The sequence below is a fragment of the Mycobacterium sp. genome (genome assembly GCF_035640695.1).
Classification (GTDB): domain Bacteria; phylum Actinomycetota; class Actinomycetes; order Mycobacteriales; family Mycobacteriaceae; genus Mycobacterium.
The window spans coordinates 1-18,707 of sequence record NZ_DASQVQ010000140.1; the positions used below are offsets into that span (position 1 = coordinate 1).

Genomic DNA, 18,707 nt, shown 5'->3' on the forward strand with positions numbered 1-18,707 from the left:
CACGTCTGAGCCAGCGTGATCTTCGACAGCCAGCGCTCCAGCGAGTCCTTCTTGTGCCCGAGCTCATGCGCGGTGTTGATGCCCACCCCGCCGAGCACACCCACCGACAGCGCAAGACCGATCTTGTCCGGCCAGCTGAGACCACCGTGATAGCCGAGCCAGCCGAGGTCGGACGCGGTGAACAGATACGCGCCGAACACGACGCTGGCGTACTGCAACGGAATGTAGATGTAGGTGCAGTACCGGTAGTACTTGTCGTCCTCCAGCCGCTGCATTACCTCATCCGGCGGATTCTGCCCGTCGGGTCCATAGCGCAGATCCAGCGCCGGCAGCAGCACGTAGAGCAGGATCGGTCCGATCCAGAAGAATGCCTGCGACGCGGTCTGCCAGCCGAACTGATTCAACGCCCACACGAACGGCAGCACGACGAACAACGCGGTCGGGGCGATCAGCCCCATCAGCCATAGATACCGCTTCTTGTCACGCCACTGTTCGGGGCCCATTTCCAGACCGATTTCCGACATATCCGCCGTCACGCCAACCCACCTCCGGAAAGCTGCATCACCTTCGCTGGTGGACGCTACCGCAGATTTTGTCGTCTGTCTATACACATGCGCCCAATTTGTAAACGAGTGCGGTGGGCGGTTCGCTAGCCGGTCTTAGTGGTGGCCTGTTCGGCGCCTACCCGTGAATGCCTGCGCCCATAGAGGTAGTAGATCGCGACGCCGACCACCATCCAGACCGCGAAGCGGATCCAGGTCAGCGCGGTCAGGTTCAGCATCAGCCACAGGCAGGCGACGATCGCCGCGATCGGCAGCAGCGGCACCGCCGGGGCGCGGAACGCGCGGTGCAGGTCGGGACGCGTGCGGCGCAGAATGATCACGCCGGCCGACACCAGAACGAACGCGGACAACGTGCCGACGTTGACCATCTCCTCCAGCTTGGAGATCGGAAACACCGACCCGGCGAGCGCGATCAGCACACCGACGAGCACGGTGATCCGCACTGGTGTGCCGCGAGATCCGGTGCGCGCCAATCGATGTGGCAGCAGGCTGTCGCGACACATCGCGAACAACACCCGGATCTGGCCGAGCATCAACACCATCACGACAGTGGTCAGACCGGCCAGCGCACCAATCGAGATGACCTTCGCCGCCCAGGTGACGCCGTTGGCGGAAAACGCGGTGGCCAGATTGGCGTTGGCGCCGGCGTCCTTCAGCACGGTGTAGCGCACCATGCCCGACAGCACCACGGCCACGGCGACGTACAGCACGGTCACGATGACGAGCGTGCCGAGGATTCCGCGCGGCACGTCGCGCTGCGGGTTCTTGGTCTCCTCGGCCGTCGTGGCAACGACGTCGAATCCGATGAACGCGAAGAACACGATCGACGCACCGGCCAGCACGCCGTACCACCCGTAATGGCTGCTGCCGGCGCCGGTCATCAGCGAAAACAACGACTGTTCGGTCTCCGACTTGCTGCTCTCCGCGGGCGGGACGAACGGCGAGTAGTTGGCGAGCTTGATGTAGAACGCGCCGACGACGACGACCAACACGACCACCGACACCTTGATCGCGGTGATCACCGCGCTGACATTCGCCGACAGCTTGGTGCCCAGCGCCAAGAGCGTGGTCAGGGTCGCGACGATCAACAGCGCGCCCCAGTCCAGCGTCAGCGCGCCGAGATCGGCTGTGCCGCCGGAGAATCCGAACACCTGGCCGATATAACTGGACCAGCTCTTGGACACCACTGCGGCACCGACCGCGAGCTCCAGAATCAGGTCCCAGCCGATCACCCACGCGACGAACTCGCCGAACGTGGCATAAGAGAACGTGTATGCGCTGCCGGCCACCGGCACCGTCGAGGCAAATTCGGCGTAGCACAGCGCGGCCAGGCCGCAGGCGATCGCGGCGATGACGAACGACACCGAGATGGCCGGCCCGGTCAGATTGCCCGCGGTCGACGCGGTGATCGTGAAGATGCCGGCGCCGACAACCACCGATACCCCGAAGACGATCAGGTCCCACCAGGTCAGGTCCTTGCGCAGCCGGCTGTCCGGGTCGTCGGTGTCCTCGATGGACTGCTCGATTGATTTGGTGCGCAATCTGCCGGCCATCTCGGTGTCCCTTCTCTGGCGGATGTCGACTAACTACCCTGTACCCTCCTCGGCATGGGGAGGCACCGAGAACACGCGATTGTTATCGGGGCGAGCATCGCGGGTTTGTGCGCGGCCCGTGCCCTGTCGGACTGCTATCAGCGGGTGACGGTGTTCGAGCGCGACGTGCTGCCCGACGCGTCGGCGAACCGGTCCGCCGTCCCGCAAGACAAGCATCTGCATCTTCTGATGGCGCGCGGCGCCGACGAATTCGGCGCGTTGTTTCCGGGACTGCTCGCGGACATGGTCGCCGCCGGCGTACCGATCCTGAAGGACCGGCCCGAAACGCTGCACTTCGGCGCGGCCGGTCACGTGCTCGGCATTCCCACCGATCCAGACCAGATGCAGCAGACGTTCACCACCTACATTCCAAGCCGGCCGCATCTGGAGTGGCAGATCCGCCGCCGCGTCGCGGCCATTCCGAACGTCGAGATCGTGCACCGCGGTGTGTCTTCCCCGCTTTTCGACGCGGCCACGCAGCGGGTGACCGGCGTCGTGCTCGACCCGGTCGGGCGCGGCGCAGCCGATTTCGTTGCGGCCGACCTGGTCGTCGATGCCGCGGGCCGCGGTACCCGGCTGCCGGTGTGGTTGCAGCAGTGGGGATTTGAGCGTCCGCGCGAAGATACTGTCGATGTCGGGATTGGCTACGCGACGCATCAGGTGGATATCCCGGATGGGCTGATCGACGAGAAGGTGGTAGTCGCGGGAGCGTCGCGGGACAATCCGCGCGGTCTCGGCATGCTCCAGTACGAGGACGGCAGCTGGGTGCTGACGACCTTCGGAGTGGCCAAGGTTGAGCCGCCGCAGGACTTCGAGCAGATGTGTGCGCTGGCCGACGAAATAGTGCCGTCGCACATCGCCGCGGCGGTGCGCAAGGGCGAACCGATCGGCGATGTCGCGTTCCACCGCTACCCGACCAGCCGCTGGCGCCGCTACGACAAGCTCGACCGGATACCTGGCGGGATCGTGGCGCTCGGCGACGCTGTCGCGAGCTTCAATCCGACCTACGGGATGGGAATGACCATGACGGCGCTGCAAGCCGGCCATCTGCGACGAATTCTGCAGTCGGGTGAACCCGAGGTGGAGCGCGCGCAAAACCGCGCGACCGCCAGGACCACGTTCCCGGTGTGGATGATGAACGCGATCGGCGATCACGTGCTGCACCAGGCCGGCGGCACGGCGCCGCGCTGGTATCGCCCGGTGGGAAACTTGTTCGACCAATTCCTCGGTGCGGCCGAGACGGAACCGGTGCTGGCCGAATGGTTCCTGCGCCGGTTCAGCTTGCTCGACAGCCTCTATATGGTGCCGTCGCTGCGGCTGGTGGGTCGCACCGTGCGGCACAACATGCGATGCTGGTGGGCGGGGCGCAGCGGCCGTCCCGCGCCGAACCCGGCGGCCACCACCGTTGACTGACGATCGAACCGCCGACGTCATCGTCGTCGGCGCGGGGCCCACGGGTCTGCTGCTGGCCGGTGACCTTGCCGCCGCCGGCACCCGGGTCGCGGTGCTGGAGAAGCGATCAAGCGAATCAAACCTGACCCGCGCGTTCGCCGTGCACGCCCGGACGCTGGAGCAACTCGACGCGCGCGGCCTCGCCGACGAATTGCTCGGGCTGGGGCGAAAGATGTACACGCTCAACGTGTTCGACTCGGCGCCGCTGAGCTTCGACATCCTCAACGGCGCGACTCGGTTTCCGTTCGTGCTCATCACGCCGCAGTACAACGTCGAGCGGCTGCTCGACCGCCGTGCCCGCGACGCCGGCGCGCGGCTCGTGTCCGGCACCGAAGTGATCGGGCTGACCCAGGACGACAACGGCGTCGACGTGACCGCCCGCGGCCCCGACGGGGAGACCCACAGCTGGCATGCCGACTACGTCGTCGGCGCCGATGGCGTGCGCTCGGCGGTGCGCAACCTGCTCGGTCTGCCGTTTCCCGGCAAGACGGTGGTCAGCTCGATGATGCTGGCCGACGTGCGGCTGGACCACCCGCCTCCGGTGCTGACGTTGCATGGCTCGAAAGTTGGGCTCTGCGTTGTAGTTCCGTACGGCGACGGGTGGTACCGAATCGTCGCATGGGATCGTGCGAACCAAGTGCCGGAGGATGCGCCGCTCACGCTGGACGACGTGGCGTCGACCGCGCGCGGCATCTTCGGCGCCGATCTCGGTGTGCACGACGCGCGCTTTCTGTCGCGTTTCCACAGCGACGAGAGGCAGGTTCCGGCGTACCGGGTGGGGCGGGTGTTCCTGGCCGGCGATGCCGCGCATGTGCATTCGCCGGCCGGCGGGCAAGGCATGAACACCGGCCTACAGGATGCGGCCAACCTGGGCTGGAAGCTGGCGGTCGCGGTTGGTGGCCGCGGTGCGAGCGACATGCTCGACAGCTATCAGTCGGAGCGGTGGCCGGTCGGGCGATCGGCGGTGCGGTCCAGCGGCGCACTGATCCGCGCAGCGGCGCTGCCATCACCGGCACTTCGACAATTGCGAAATACCTTGGTGCGCATGGCCGGCCGGATTCCACCGATCATGCGCACGATCCTGCAGAGGATGTCGGGGATCGGGATCGGCTACGCCGGAGACGGCCGCGTCGGCGAGCGTGTTGCCGACGTCTCGCTGGCGGGGGCGGTGCCGCGGCTGTACGAGGCGTTGCGGAATGGCCGTTTCGTGCTGCTCCTCGGCCACGGCATGGCGCCGGGCGTCACCGATCGCGCGATCGAAGTCGTTCGCGCCGACGGTGATCCGGAAACACTGCTGGTTCGTCCCGACGGCTACCTCGCGTGGGTCGGCACCGATGTGCGGTCGCCGGGTTTGCACACCGCCCTCGACTATTGGGGCGCCTAGTGTCCTATCGAGTCAGCGCCTTGTCGAGATCGGGCTCGAGGTAGATCACCTTTGCGGCGGGCACCGCGGCGCGGACCCGGCGCTCCGCTTCGTCGATCACGGCGGCGACGGTCGCCAGCTCGACGTGCGGCGCCAGCGCGATCTTGGCCGCCACCAACAACTCGTCCGGGCCCAGGTACTGCGTGCGGAGGTGGATAAGCCGCTCGACGTGGTCGGTGCCGGCCAGCGCCGAGCGGATCGCGGCGTCCTGCTCGCTGGTGGCGCCCTCGCCGATCAGCAGGCTGTGCATCTCGATCATCAGAATCACCGCGATCACGCCGAGCAGCACGCCGATGCCGATGGTGCCGACGCCGTCCCACACCGCGTCGTCGGTGATGACGGCCAGGCCGACGCCGATCAAGGCGAAGATCAAGCCGATCAGCGCGCCGGTGTCCTCCAACAGCACCACCGGCAGCTCTGGGTTGCGCGACGTCCGGATGAACCGCCACCAGCTACCCGAGCCCTTCAAGGGTCGCGACTCGACCACAGCCGTGCGAAGACTGTAGGACTCCAACGCGATTGCCACCGCCAGGATCGCGATCGCGACCAGCGGTGAGGTGAGCGCCTCGGGGTGGCTGATCTTGTGATACCCCTCGTAGAGCGCGAACACCGAGCCGAGCGTGAACAGCACCAGCGCGACCACGAACGAGTAGAAGTACCGGCTGCGGCCGTAGCCGAATTGGTGCAGCGCGTCGGCCTGCTTGCGGGCCGCGCGCTGGCCCCACAGCAGCAGTCCCTGGTTGCATGTGTCGGCGACCGAGTGCACCGACTCCGCCAGCATCGACGAGCTGCCGGTGATCAAGAAGCCGACGAACTTGGCGGCGGCGATGCCGGCGTTGGCCAGTAGCGCCGCCAGGATCGCTCTGGTACTAGCCGCCGTCGACATCTGGCGTCCTCCTTGTCGGTCCCGGCTCGTCGGTCCCGGCTCGGCTACAGGCCGACCGTGGCGCGGAACAACTCCGCGGGGTGCTCGGCGACGAGCCGGATCGGCCCGTCGTCGGCCGGCACCCAGGCCGCCTGTCCCCGGTCGAGGATCAGCGATGTCGCCTTGGCGTGCACCAACACCGAACCCGCTGTGCACAATAGGATCTGCGGGCCCTCGTGGCGCACAGCAGCGTCGATCTCGTGGCGCAGCAATTCGCCGCCGATCCGCAGAGCCGACAGCGCGAACTCGTCGGTCGGGGTGATGTACATCCGCTCCGGGCCGTCTTCAATCGTCCTGGGCCGCAGCGACGACTCGGTGGCCGGGGTGAAGTCGAGTATCCGCAGCAGCTCCGGCACGTCGACGTGCTTGGGGGTCAGGCCGCCGCGTAACACGTTGTCGGAGTTGGCCATTATCTCCACCGCCAAGCCGTGCAAATAACTGTGCAGGTTGCCCGCGGGCAGGTAGATTGCCTCACCGGGCGCCAGCGTGATCCGGTTCAGCAGCAGCGACGCCAACACACCGGCATCGGCCGGATACCGCTCCCCCAACTCCAGGACGTCCTTGGTCTCGGCGGCGAATTCCGTTGCGCCGGACCGCACGTAGTGGATCGCGCCGTCGAGTACGGCGGGCACCAGCACATCGAGGTCGGGTTGCGGCGCGGTGATCCACGTGGTGAACAACGCCCGCAGCCCGTCGGCGTCGGACTGGCCGCCGAGCAGCTCGATGTAGGGGTTGAGGTCGGATACGGCCAATGCCTTCATCAATTTCACGGTGCGGGCCGGCTCACGGAAACCCGCCAGCACTTCGAAATCGGTGAGTGCGACCACCAGCTCCGGCTTGTGATTGCGGTCGCGGTAGTTGCGAGTGGGCGAGTTGACGGGGATGCCCAGCCGCTCCTCGTGCTCGAACCCTTCAACGGCCTGTTGCGCGTTGGGATGCGCCTGCAGCGAAAGCGGTTCGTCGGCGGCAAGCACCTTCATCAGAAACGGCAGCGTGTCGCCGAACCGGTCGCGCACGGCAGCTCCCAACTGGCCCTCCGGGTCGGTGGCCAACGCGTCGAGCAGCGACCGCTCGCCGGTGTCGGTCTGCAGCCACGCCGGGTCTGCGGGATGCGACCCGAACCACAGCTCGGCCTCCGGATGTGGTGTCGGCGTCTGTCTTCCGGTGAAGTCGGCGATCGCCGTGCGCGACCCCCACGCATAGGTGCGAACTGCACCGCGTAATAGATTCACCGGCTAGCCCCGAACCAATCGCAGGTACACCGCGCTCATCTCCAGCCGCACGGCCAGCACCGCCAGCTGCTGCTCGACGCCGCTGCCGCCCAGCGGCGCCGATGAACCGTCTGGGACGTCCTCCGAGCTGAGCAGGTCGAAGTCGTCAAGCCCGGCGATTCGGGCGGCGACCACCGCGCGCTCGTCGTGCAGCGTCAATGCCATGACCCGCAGGCGCTCGGGCACCGGGCCGTCGATTTGTTCGTCATGGAAGATCGACGCCTCGAAATTACCTGCGCCCAAACTTGTTTCGTCCCGATCGCGCAGCGCGGCCAATACATCGGAGAGCGCCGCCGCGGCGACGTCCTCGCCGGCCACCCGAAGCAACACGCCGCCGCCGTGGTGGGCCAACGCCAGCGTCGGCCCGCAGTCGCCGGTGAGCACCACTCGGTGTGACATCATCCGTTGCGCCAGCGCCTTGGCCGGATTGGTGAATAGCTCGCGCGTTGCGCTGCTGCGCAGCGCCTCGGCGTCGAGCTCGTCGGCCAGCGCGGCGATGTCGAAACTCAGTCCGTCGTCGACGGCAGCGACCGCCGCCAGCCCGGCCGCCAGGTACCGGCACAGCCCGAACGCGTCGTCGCCCGGCAAACGCGGCTCCAGCACCGCCGCACGGCTTGCCGTCGCGTCGCGCAACGGACCCTCGTACGGGGCGGCGACCACCACCCGGGCCCCGCGCCGCACCGCGGTAGCCGCGGCGGCGACCAGCGCGGGGTCGGCGGGGTCGTCGCCTGCCACCACCAACACGTCAAGCGGCCCGATCCACGGCGGCGCACCGGTGGCGACGACGATCGGCTGCCCGGCGGTTTCGCCGAGCACCGCGGCAAGCATCGCCCCAGCGGTCGCTGCCGTGCCGCGGCCGGCCACCCAGACCACCGTCCGCGGCCGCTCGCCGCCGGCCACCGACGCCAGTGCGCCTTCGTCGACCGCCGCGGCGGTGGCACGCACCTGCGCCCCGGTCGTCGACGCCGCGCGCAGCAGCCCGTTGCGATCGGCGCCGAGCAGACCTTGGGTGTCGTCGAGGTCGATCACCGACTGCGCAGCATTCATGTCGTTGCCTTTGCGTGCGAACCGATTTGGGCGGCGACTTGCTCGACCACCCGGTCGACGTCTGCCGTGCTTCGGGCCTCGACGTTCAGCCGAAGCAGCGGCTCGGTGTTGGAGGTCCGGAGGTTGAACCAGGTGCCTTCGCCGAGGTCGACGGTGACGCCGTCGAGGCGGTCGATGGACTGGATGCGGGTACCGAATGACTTCAGCACGGTGTCGATGCACGCCGTTGCGTCGTCGACGGTGAAGTTGATCTCGCCGGAGGTCGCATAGCGTTGATAGTCGGCCATCAGCTCCGACAGCGGCCGCTGTTGTTCGCTGAGCGCGGCCAGGACGTGCAGCGCGGCCAGCATGCCGGAGTCGGCCCCCCAGAAGTCGCGGAAATAGTAGTGGGCGGAATGCTCACCGCCGAAGATCGCGCCGGTGTCGGCCATCAACGCCTTGATGTAGGAGTGCCCGACGCACGAGCGGATTGGCGTGCCGCCGCGCTCGACCACCAACTCGGGCACCGCCCGCGACGTCACCAAGTTGTGGATCACCGTTGCCCCGATTTCGCGTTCCAGTTCCCGCGCGGCAACCAGCGCGGTCACCGCCGAAGGCGATACCGGGCAGCCCTTTTCGTCGACCACGAAGCAGCGGTCGGCGTCGCCGTCGAATGCCAGCCCGATATCGGCGCGGGTGGCTATCACGTGCCGCTGCAGGTCGACGAGGTTCGCTGGGTCCAGCGGGTTGGCCTCGTGGTTCGGGAACGACCCGTCGAGGTCGAAGTACAGCGGCTGCACGGTGATCGACGGCAGCGGCCCGAGTACGGCCGGTGTGGTGTGCCCGGCCATCCCGTTGCCCGCGTCGACGGCCACCCGCAGCGGGCGCAGCCCGGAGAGGTTCACCAGCGAACGCAGAAACTCGCCGTAGTCGGCCAGCACATCCTTGTCCACGACGGTGCCCGGGCTTCCGTCGTAGGGTGGCACGCCGGAGATGACGTCCTCGCTGATGGTCGACAACCCGGTGTTCTTGCCGACGGGTTTGGCGCCCGCCCGGCACAGCTTGATCCCGTTGTACGCGGCGGGATTGTGGCTCGCGGTGAACATCGCGCCGGGGCAGTCCAGAAAACCCGACGCGAAGTACAGCTGGTCGGTGGAGGCCAGGCCGATGCGAACCACGTTCAGACCCTGGGCGGTCACGCCGGCGGCGAATGCCGCTGCCAGCGCTGGCGAGCTCTCCCGCATGTCATGCCCGATCACCACCTGTTCGGCCGGATCCTCGGTGCCGCTCGCGCAGTCGCTCGGCTGCCCGCCGACGCCGCGCACCAGCCGAGCAAACGCCGCCCCGACGTCGGTGACAAACGATTCGTCGATCTCGTCGCCGACAAGGCCACGAACGTCGTAAGCCTTGATCACGTGGTGAACCGCCGCAGCGGGCCGAGACATTACGGCACTCCTGACCGGATGAGGACTGTGGGCGCCAGCCTAACCGGTTGAAACCTCGGCGCCGCTAACTCCGCCGTGCTGGCGGAGTGCAGGTATCCCAACGTGCGCCATTCCTCAGCGCACTGCTCAGTTGCTCAGCCACCTATCGTGAGGTCGGTGCTGATCATTCCTCGAACAGAGATTCGAATACGGCTTCGGGGGTTCTGCCGCGCAAGCGCGTGCCGAACGTCAACGCAAACCTGTGTGCTGCCCACCGTCACGGCCATACCATGAATTCGCTGAGGAATCAGGGTGCGGGACGCGATGAGCGGGCAGACGAATCGTTGGGACGGCGCGGCCGCAGCACGCGGTGACTGTTTGGCTGCCAGAACCGCCAAACCGCGATCGCCGCTTGCCGTGTCGCGGATTGAGTCGTGATGAGCGGCGGTGCGACGCGGGCACTGCCTTCGGGGATCGTCACGTTTCTATTCACTGACATCGAGGGTTCGACCCGTCGGTGGGAGGCGGACGCAGATCAGATGCGCATCGCTCTGGCCGCGCATGATGAGGTGTTGCGTGAGGCTGTGGAGGCCCACGGTGGCTGCGTGTTCAAGCACACCGGCGATGGGGTGTGTGCCGTGTTCGCCTCGCCGCGGTCTGCGGTCGACGCCGCGGTCGCCGCGCAGCGGACGCTCGAGCTGCCGGTTCGGATGGGCATCGCGACCGGCGAAGCCGAGTTGCGTGGTTCGGACTACTTCGGGGCGGTGCTGAATCGGGCCGCGCGGGTGATGGCCGCTGGGCATGGTGGTCAAATCCTGCTGGCTGATTCGACCGCGGGTCTGCTCGCTGGAGTTGACCTACTCGATCTGGGGCCGCGGCGATTGCGGGATGTGCCGATGCCGGTCGGCGTGTTTCAGGTGGGGGCGGACGGCTTGCGCGCGGAGTTCCCGCCGCTGCGGGCGCTGGATGCGACGCCGGGGAATCTGCACCCCCTGCTGGGCCGTGCCGAGGATCTCGCCGCGCTGGCCGAGCTGGTCGACCGGCGAGCGTTGGTCACGATCGTCGGACCCGGCGGTGTCGGCAAAACCGCGCTGGCCCGGGAGGTTACTCGGCGCCGCGCGTCGGCCCATTGTGGCGGCGTACGTGTCGTCGAACTGGCCGCTGTGGCCGATGCCGCCGCGGTACCGGCCGCGGTGGTGACTGCACTCGGCCTCACCAGTGGCGGTGGCGTGCCTCTGGTCACGCTGCGTGGCGCGCGTTTCATGGACCTTGTTGTCCTGCTGGACAATTGCGAGCATGTGCTGGACGCCGTGTGCGAGGTGCTTGATGCCGTCTTGGGAACGGAGCGGTCGACGATGCGGGTGGTTGCCACCAGCCGCGAGCGACTCGGAATGCCGGATGAGTGCGCTTGGCCGTTGCAGCCGCTGGACTGCTCTGGGCCCGATTCGCCGGCCCAGCAGTTCTTCCTGCGGCGAGCGGACGCTGCTCGGCCCGGCGTGGTCACTGCGGCCGACTTGGATGCCGTAACGGCGATCGTGCGCCGGCTGGACGGTCTCCCGTTGGCCATTGAGCTGGCCGCAGCACAAGTCGCGACGCTGGGTATCGCGGATCTGGGCGAGCAGATCGAGGCGTCGGTAGCCACTCCAGCGCCGCTGCGGCGACTATCTCGCCGGGGTGGCGAGCCGCGGCATCGTACCCTGCGAGCAGCGATCGAATGGTCCACACGTCTGTTACCCGAAAGCGCCAGGGAAGCGTTGGCACAGTGGACGGTCTTCGCCGGTGCCGTCCGCTTGGACGACGCGCAGGCGGTGCTGCAGGTCGCGCCCGAGGTGATCGACGAACTCGCCGCACACTCGTTACTCAGCGTTGAGATACGTTCGGGCAGAACCTATTACCGGATGCTGCAGACGGTACGTTCCGTTGTCGGCCCGGCATCGGCCGTCACGGAGCGCAGACATCTGGAGTACTTCGCGGCCGCCGCCGCGCAATCCGCGGCGGCGCTGCAAACCCCTGACGAGGCCGCCGCCCATCAGCGGCTCGTCGAGATCATCGATGAGCTGCGTCTCGCGCATACCCGGGCCCGCAGCATCGACATAGAGGCCGCGGTGCAGATGTCGATGTCGTTGCATCGGTTTGGGGTATCGCGACTGCACACCGAACTGCTCAGCTGGGCTGCGAAACTGGTTCCCCTGGTCCAGGAACGCCCCGACCTCCGCGCGGCGGTTGATTCATCGATCGCCTATCGGTACGTGATAGCTGAGCAGCTCGACTTCGCCCAGCAGCTGGCCTGCAGCGCACTCGCCGATGCTGCCGACGACCAAACCCGATGTCGCGCACTGGAAGCACTTGGTGACACCTGCGTATTTCAAGGCGACCTCGATCAAGCCCACAGCTGGTGGTCTGAGCTGGCGAAGATGGGCCGCCGCACCGGCGAGACTTACTACGAATTGATCGGCCACATCGGCGTAGTCATGTCCTTGGCCTACGCAGCCCAAGCGGATGCGGCGCGCGCGTATCTCACTGAGGTTGATGGGTGGTTCGACAACGCCACGTTGAGCCCTACCAATCAGAGTTGGCTGGCCTATATGCACGGCGAAGTGCTGCTCGACGCCGACCCGACAACCGCGTTGGCAGCGTTCAAGCGGGCAATCGGGTTGGCAGACGCGGCGGGCAGTCACTATGTGGGCGGCGTCGCGCGGGTTTCGGCGATCACGCTGCAGTCGCGTACAGCCCCGGCTCGCGAAGCGCTTCCGCTGTATGTCGACGTCATGGAGCGATGGCTTGACGTCGGATCGTGGTCACATCTGTTGACCACCATGCGCAATTTGGTGCCTACTCTGACCGAAATCGGGGCCGACTGCGCGGCAGCACAAGTACTCGGCACCGTTACCCGGCCGGACCATACTGCAAGCTACGGCCAAGAACTCGAACGGCTCTCGGCGGCGGAGTCAGTGCTGCGGACCCGCTTGGGCGCCGCCGCCTTCGAACAGCAACGCGCTGTCGGCAGCACGCTTGACTTGGCCGCGTCGGGCCGGGCCGCGGTCACGGTCATCAAGGGCTTGCTCGACGCCCGCGAATGACACACGCTCGGCCACGTGATTGCGAGGCCGGCGGCCGGTCCGGCTTGCGGAGGCAATTCCGCACGTTCTCGACCCTAATCATTCGGGTGGGTCGGGCAACACTCGCAGGTGGCCGCGTCGACGCCCGGGCTCGGAACGAGAAACCGGCGGCACCAGCACCCCGCCGGTGGTTACTCCCAGCGGCTGGCCCAGGGCAGGATCGCTGAAGCCGTCCAGTGCGGCGGTGCCGACCACCACGCCGTCGCGTCCCTCGCGCACCGCGTCGGCCAGCGCGACCAGATCGTCTTCCTCGGGGCTGCTCGGCAACGGCCCGGCGTGACGGACCAGCTCCCAGCCGCGGGGCGCGGTGATCCGGCCGGCGTGGCCGACGCACAGATCCCACGAGTGTGGCTCGCGCGCCGTGGCGAGGGGGCCGATGACCGCAGTCGAGTCCGAGTAGACGAACGTCAATGTCGCCACCGCGTAGTGAGCGCACCCGGGCCGGCAGCAGCGACGCGGAACGTTCACGTCCGAGAGGCTATCGTGCGCAAACCCAGCGCGGTGCCGGACACGCGCAGTGCTCGAGGCTCGACTCTTAACCGTTACGATCTGCGCGTGGCCGATTCGCGGAACGCGCGGCGCGGCCGACGCACCGGCGGGTTGCCGGGGGCGCGTCGGGGCCGCGAAATGCGCGGGCCGCTGCTTCCGCCGACGGTGCCGGGCTGGCGCACCCGCGCCGAGCGGTTCGACATGGCGGTACTGGAGGCCTACGAGCCGATTGAGCGGCGCTGGCAGGAACGGGTGGCCGGACTCGACGTCGCCGTCGACGAGATTCCACGCATCGCGCCGAAGGACCCGGAAAGTGTGCAGTGGCCGCCGGAGGTGGTGTCGGACGGACCGATCGCCCTTGCCCGGCTGATTCCGGCGGGGGTGGACGTCCGAGGCAACGGCACGAGGGCGCGAATCGTGTTGTTCCGTAAGCCGATTGAGCGTCGAGCCAAGGACACCATCGAACTGGCCGAGCTATTGCATGAGCTCCTGGTGGCGCAGGTGGCCACCTATCTGGGCGTGGAACCGTCGGTCATCGACCCGTCGATCGACGACGACTAGTCCGCGGTCGGCGTTAGACGATGCCGCGCTTGAGGCGGCGGCGCTCCCGCTCGGACAACCCGCCCCAGATGCCGAAGCGCTCGTCGTGGGCGAGCGCGTATTCCAGGCACGCATCCCGGACCTCGCAGCCCATGCAGATGCGCTTGGCTTCGCGCGTTGAGCCGCCCTTCTCCGGGAAGAACGCCTCAGGATCGGTTTGAGCGCACAGCGCGCGTTCTTGCCATTGGTCGTCGCTGGTGGTTGCCGGCGCAAATTCAAACGCGTCGGACACCAGACTCAAATGGACACGTCGAGTCGTCCCCGCCGGGATCTGGCCGGCATTGGTGTGCGGCGTGCTGTCTACCGTGCCCCAGCCCCGCTCGTGCACCCGGGCCGGTCGACCGAAATCGACGCGCTCATAAGACATGTCCGCCTCCTAACCTGGTGCTCGCAGATTGATAAATCTCGCCCACTATTGAGATGTGGTGGCAATGTGGTCCATCTTCAATTCGAACAAGTGATCGAATCTCGGCCTGCGACACCAAAATCGGGAAGCGAACCGGGAATGACACTGATGTGATTACACACGTGTTAGCTGCCCGGGTCAAGCGTTGGAACCGAAATTCATATCATCTCGTGACAGGAATTTCGGCGTGCCGATGCCCCGGCGTGTCGCGCCGACGACCGCGACTAGGGTCGGTCGGTGTGAGGGTCACCGTTCTGGTCGGCGGCGTCGGCGGCGCTCGCTTCCTGCTCGGGGTGCAGCGGCTGCTCGGCTTGGGCCAGTTCGCCGGGGCCGACGCGGACGGCAACGAGCTGACCGCCATCGTCAACATCGGCGACGACGCATGGATTCACGGAGTGCGCGTCTGCCCGGACCTGGACACCTGCATGTACACCCTGGGCGGTGGCGTGGACCCGGACCGGGGCTGGGGCCACCGCGACGAAACCTGGCATGCCAAAGAGGAATTGGCGAAATACGGCGTGCAGCCCGATTGGTTCGGCCTCGGCGACCGCGACCTGGCCACGCACCTGGTGCGCACCCAAATGCTGCGGGCGGGCTATCCGCTGTCGCAAGTCACCGAGGCGCTGTGCCAGCGCTGGGCGCCGGGCGCGCTGCTGCTGCCGGCCAGCGACGACCGCAGCGAAACCCACGTGGTCATCACCGATCCCAGCCTGGACAACACCCGTGGCGTTCACCGCGCGATCCACTTCCAAGAGTGGTGGGTGCGCTACCGGGCCCAGGTTCAGACGCACAGCTTCGCCTTCGTCGGGGCCGACAAGGCCACGGCGGGCCCGGGCGTGTCCGATGCGATCGAGCACGCCGACGCCGTGCTCATCGCGCCGTCGAACCCGGTGGTCAGCATCGGGGCGATCCTCGCGATTCCCGGCATCCGCGGTGCGCTGCGGTCGACTTCGGCGCCTGTCATCGGGTACTCCCCGATCGTCGCCGGAAAACCGTTGCGCGGGATGGCCGACGAGTGCCTCAAGGTGATCGGCGTCGCGACCACGTCGGAGGCCGTCGGCGGCTACTACGGTGCCAGGTCGGCTGTCGGCATCCTGGACGGGTGGCTGGTGCACGAGGGCGACCATGCCGACATCCCCGGCGTGGAGGTGCGATCGGTCCCGCTGCTGATGACGGATCCCGCCGCCACCGCCGAGATGGTGCGCGCCGGGCTTGATCTGGCGGGCCTGACGTCGGGGCCGCGGTCATGACCGACGGCGGTTCTGTGCCGGCGGCCGCGGGCGGGGGCGGTTCTGTGCCGGCGGGGGGCGGGGGCGGTTCTGTGCCGGCGGCCGGGGGCGGGGGCGGTTCGACGCCGCCGGCCGGGGGCGACCACGGGTCCGGTTCTGCCGTCGAGATTCTGCCCGTCACCGGGCTACCGGAATTCCGCCCGGGCGACGACCTGGCCGCGGCGGTGGCAACCGCCGCGGCGTGGCTGCGGGACGGCGACGTCGTCGTTGTCACGAGCAAGGTGGTGTCCAAGTGTGAGGGCCGCATCATCCCGGCACCCGATGATCCCGTTGCGCGAGATGAATTGCGGCGCAAGCTGATTGATGCCGAGGCGGTGCGGGTGCTGGCGCGTAAGGGCCGCACCCTGATCACCGAGAACGTGCTCGGCCTGGTACAGGCCGCAGCCGGGGTGGACGGATCCAACGTCGGATCCGCCGAGTTGGCGCTGCTGCCCGCGGACCCCGACCGCAGCGCCGCGATGCTCCGCGACCGGCTGCGCGAACTGCTCGGGGTCTCCGTCGGTGTGCTGATCAGCGACACCATGGGTCGCGCGTGGCGCAACGGGCAGACCGACACCGCGATCGGCGCGGCCGGAATCCCGGTGCTGCACGGCTACGCGGGCGTCCACGACCGACACGGCAACGAGCTGGTGGTCACCGAGGTCGCGGTGGCCGACGAGATCGCCGCGGCCGCCGATCTGGTCAAGGGCAAGCTGACCGACATTCCGGTCGCGGTCGTCCGCGGCCTTGCCCTGCGCGACGACGGGTCGACGGCCCGCGCGCTGCTGCGCCCCGGCGAGGAGGACCTGTTCTGGCTGGGCACCGCGGAGGCACTGGAACTCGGCCGTTCGCAGGCGCAGCTGCTGCGCCGCTCGGTGCGGCGGTTCAGCGCGCGGCCGGTCGCGCCCGAGCTGATCGAGGCCGCGGTCGCCGAGGCGCTCACCGCCCCGGCACCGCACCACACCCGACCGGTGCGGTTCGTTTGGTTGCGCACCGCCGGGGACCGGGTCCGGCTGCTGGACCGGATGAAGGACCGCTGGCGCGCCGACCTCGCCGGTGACGGCAAATCCGAGGCTGCCATCGAGGCACGGGTGGCGCGCGGTCAAATCCTGTATGACGCGCCAGAAGTCGTGATCCCGCTGATGGTTCCCGACGGCGCGCACAGCTATCCCGACCAAGCCCGAACCGCCGCCGAGCAGACGATGTTCACGGTCGCGGTCGGGGCCGCGGTGCAGGCGCTGCTGGTCGCGCTGGCGGTGCGCGGCGTCGGGAGCTGCTGGATCGGCTCGACTATCTTCGCCGCCGACCTGGTCCGCGACGAACTCGCGCTGCCGCCGGACTGGGAGCCGCTCGGCGCGGTCGCGATCGGCTACCCGGCCGAACCGCCGCGGCCTCGCGACCCCCCGCCGGTCGACGGGCTGCTGGTGCAGAAGTGAGCCCGCGCGAGTCGGCGATCGCCGCGCTGACAGATTGGCATCCACCCAATGCGGCGCAGGACGCGGTGCGGGAGGCGATGCTGGCATTCGTGCTGGCGCGGGCGGACGCGTGCCGGCGCGAGTGCGTGCCCGGCCATGTCACGGCCTCCACGCTGGTGCTCGATGCCACCGGGTCGCGGGTGCTGCTGACCCTGCATCCGCGGCTGCACCGCTGGGTGCAGCTGGGCGGTCACTGCGAGGAGGACGATGCCGACATCGCGGCCGCCGCGTTACGCGAAGGGGTTGAGGAATCGGGTATTTCGCGGCTGACCGTCGACCCGGAACTGGTTGCGGTGCATGTTCACCCGATCACCTGCTCGCTGGGCGTGCCCACCCGCCACCTCGACATGCAGTTCCTGTCGTACGCGCCGGCCGGCGCGCCGATCGTGCGCAGCGACGAATCCGTCGACCTGCGCTGGTGGCCGATCGACGGGTTGCCGGACAACTCGGATCAGGCGCTGGCGCAATTGGTTTCGCTGGCGCGGGACCGCGTTGGTTCGCGAGCGTGACGCCAGAGTCACGACCGCGTTAAGACGTGACGCCAGCGTCACGTTCGAACGAGGTCTTTAGACGTCGGTCTTTAGACGTCGGTCTTTAGACGTCGGTCGAGTAGCGGATGCCGCCGTCGGGGATCTTGACCCCCGGCCACACCCGCGCGCCGCGCAGTAGCTCGCAGCGCGCGCCGATGTCCGCGCCGTCACCGATGACGCCGTCGCGGATCAGCGCCCGCGGCCCGATGCGCACGCCGAAGCCGATGATCGAGCGTTCGATCACCGAGCCCGCCTCGACGCGCACGCCGTCGAAGATCACCGCGCCGTCGAGCCTTGCCCCCGGCCCGATCTCGGCGCCCCGGCCGACCACCGTCCCGCCGATCAGCAGCGCACCGGGCGCCACGGCCGCGCCGTCGTGCACCAGCGCCTCACCGCGGTGGCCGCCGAGCGCGGGCGACGGCGCGATGCCGCGCACCAAGTCGGCCGAGCCGCGCACGAAATCCTCCGGCGTGCCCATGTCGCGCCAATACGTGGCGTCGACGTAGCCGCACACCCGCAGGCCGTCGGACAGCATCGCCGGGAAGACCTCGCGCTCCACCGACATGGTCCGGCCCGTCGGGATGCGGTCGATCGCCGCGCGCGTGAAGACATAGCAGCCCGCGTTGATCTGGTCGCTCGGCGGGTCCTGGGTCTTCTCCAGGAACGCCGTCACCATGTCCTGGTCGTCGGTCGGCACGCAGCCGTAGGACCGGGGGTCGCCGACGCGCACCAGATGCAGTGTCACGTCGGCTTGGCTGCGTTCATGGTGGTCGAGCAGCGCGCTCAGGTCGGCGCCGGACAGCACATCGCCGTTGAACACCATCGCGGTGTCATGACGCAGCTTGTCGGCCACGTTCGCGATCGCGCCGCCGGTGCCCAGCGGATCGTCCTCGGTGACGTATCGAATCTGCAGCCCGAGCTTGGAGCCGTCGCCGAACTCCGACTCGAACACGCCGGCCTTGTACGAGGTGCCCATCACGACGTGCTCGATGCCGGCCGCGGCGATGCGGGACAGCAGGTGCGTCAGGAACGGCAACCCGGCGGTCGGCAGCATCGGCTTGGGCACCGACAGCGTCAACGGACGCAGCCGGGTGCCCTGGCCGCCCACCAGGATGACGGCGTCGACCTGGGCAGGATTCGCCAC

The 18,707-nt window shown here is 68.2% G+C and carries 15 protein-coding genes and 1 pseudogene; 7 read left to right on the forward strand and 9 right to left on the reverse strand.

Features of this window, described 5'->3' with window-relative positions; all coding sequences use genetic code 11:
• Both VE759_RS16510 and VE759_RS16515 read right to left on the reverse strand, forming a co-directional pair.
• Positions 1–524, reverse strand: a pseudogene (locus tag VE759_RS16510) (alkane 1-monooxygenase); the annotation flags it as partial.
• Positions 525–649: 125 nt separating this feature from the next.
• The gene (locus VE759_RS16515; protein ID WP_324934362.1) at positions 650–2,116 is read right to left on the reverse strand and encodes an amino acid permease; all 1,467 of its coding nucleotides are present in this window, start codon (positions 2,114–2,116) and stop codon (positions 650–652) included.
• A gap of 54 nt (positions 2,117–2,170) precedes the next feature.
• Here VE759_RS16515 and VE759_RS16520 point away from each other — a divergent pair, with 54 nt between their 5' ends.
• Together VE759_RS16520 and VE759_RS16525 are read left to right on the forward strand one after the other, a co-directional pair.
• On the forward strand, positions 2,171–3,568 hold the full coding sequence (locus VE759_RS16520; protein ID WP_324934364.1) for an oxidoreductase: 1,398 nt from the start codon (positions 2,171–2,173) through the stop codon (positions 3,566–3,568).
• Positions 3,561–4,991, forward strand: coding sequence for an FAD-dependent monooxygenase (locus tag VE759_RS16525; protein ID WP_324934366.1), 1,431 nt, complete (start codon positions 3,561–3,563; stop codon positions 4,989–4,991). Before VE759_RS16520 ends, VE759_RS16525 begins: the two co-directional genes overlap by 8 nt.
• A gap of 4 nt (positions 4,992–4,995) precedes the next feature.
• On the opposite strand, the gene VE759_RS16530 is transcribed toward VE759_RS16525, so the two are convergent.
• The 4 genes from VE759_RS16530 to VE759_RS16545 are packed head-to-tail and all read right to left on the reverse strand — an operon-like array spanning position 4,996 to position 9,697.
• Entirely contained in the window at positions 4,996–5,916 is a 921-nt protein-coding gene (locus VE759_RS16530; RefSeq protein ID WP_324934368.1) for a cation diffusion facilitator family transporter, read from the reverse strand.
• A 44-nt stretch (positions 5,917–5,960) separates the two neighbouring features.
• Positions 5,961–7,187 carry a mannose-6-phosphate isomerase, class I gene (manA, locus tag VE759_RS16535; RefSeq protein WP_324934370.1) on the reverse strand — a complete coding sequence of 409 codons (1,227 nt, stop codon included), beginning with the start codon at positions 7,185–7,187 and terminating at the stop codon, positions 5,961–5,963.
• Positions 7,188–7,190: 3 nt separating this feature from the next.
• Positions 7,191–8,273, reverse strand: coding sequence for a TobH protein (locus tag VE759_RS16540; RefSeq protein WP_324934372.1), 1,083 nt, complete (start codon positions 8,271–8,273; stop codon positions 7,191–7,193).
• Positions 8,270–9,697: a phosphomannomutase/phosphoglucomutase gene (locus tag VE759_RS16545; RefSeq protein WP_324934374.1), complete on the reverse strand. Its 1,428-nt coding sequence runs from the start codon at positions 9,695–9,697 to the stop codon at positions 8,270–8,272. The genes VE759_RS16540 and VE759_RS16545 overlap by 4 nt, the downstream gene beginning before the upstream one ends.
• 416 nt (positions 9,698–10,113) lie before the next feature.
• Here VE759_RS16545 and VE759_RS16550 point away from each other — a divergent pair, with 416 nt between their 5' ends.
• Positions 10,114–12,756, forward strand: coding sequence for an ATP-binding protein (locus tag VE759_RS16550; RefSeq protein WP_324934376.1), 2,643 nt, complete (start codon positions 10,114–10,116; stop codon positions 12,754–12,756).
• A 78-nt stretch (positions 12,757–12,834) separates the two neighbouring features.
• Here the strand turns inward: VE759_RS16550 and VE759_RS16555 are convergent, their stop codons facing one another.
• Positions 12,835–13,263, reverse strand: a complete 429-nt coding sequence (locus VE759_RS16555) for a DUF3499 domain-containing protein (RefSeq protein ID WP_324934378.1) — start codon at positions 13,261–13,263, stop codon at positions 12,835–12,837.
• Between the two features lie 159 nt (positions 13,264–13,422).
• Between VE759_RS16555 and VE759_RS16560 the strand changes: the two genes are divergently transcribed.
• The gene (locus VE759_RS16560) at positions 13,423–13,845 is read left to right on the forward strand and encodes a metallopeptidase family protein (protein ID WP_324934400.1); all 423 of its coding nucleotides are present in this window, start codon (positions 13,423–13,425) and stop codon (positions 13,843–13,845) included.
• 13 nt (positions 13,846–13,858) lie between these two features.
• Here VE759_RS16560 and VE759_RS16565 read toward each other — a convergent pair whose 3' ends face one another.
• Complete coding sequence (locus tag VE759_RS16565; RefSeq protein ID WP_324934402.1) at positions 13,859–14,125, reverse strand: WhiB family transcriptional regulator; 267 nt, start codon at positions 14,123–14,125, stop codon at positions 13,859–13,861.
• Between the two features lie 404 nt (positions 14,126–14,529).
• On the opposite strand from VE759_RS16565, the gene cofD reads away from it, so the two are divergent.
• The 3 genes from cofD to VE759_RS16580 all read left to right on the forward strand — a co-directional run bounded on the left by cofD (position 14,530) and on the right by VE759_RS16580 (position 17,542).
• Entirely contained in the window at positions 14,530–15,540 is a 1,011-nt protein-coding gene (cofD, locus tag VE759_RS16570) for a 2-phospho-L-lactate transferase (RefSeq protein WP_324934379.1), read from the forward strand.
• A 71-nt stretch (positions 15,541–15,611) separates the two neighbouring features.
• The gene (locus tag VE759_RS16575; protein ID WP_324934381.1) at positions 15,612–16,994 is read left to right on the forward strand and encodes a coenzyme F420-0:L-glutamate ligase; all 1,383 of its coding nucleotides are present in this window, start codon (positions 15,612–15,614) and stop codon (positions 16,992–16,994) included.
• Entirely contained in the window at positions 16,991–17,542 is a 552-nt protein-coding gene (locus VE759_RS16580) for an NUDIX hydrolase (RefSeq protein WP_324934382.1), read from the forward strand. Before VE759_RS16575 ends, VE759_RS16580 begins: the two co-directional genes overlap by 4 nt.
• Positions 17,543–17,627: 85 nt before the next feature.
• On the opposite strand, the gene VE759_RS16585 is transcribed toward VE759_RS16580, so the two are convergent.
• Positions 17,628–18,707 carry an NDP-sugar synthase gene (locus tag VE759_RS16585; RefSeq protein ID WP_324934384.1) on the reverse strand — a complete coding sequence of 360 codons (1,080 nt, stop codon included), beginning with the start codon at positions 18,705–18,707 and terminating at the stop codon, positions 17,628–17,630.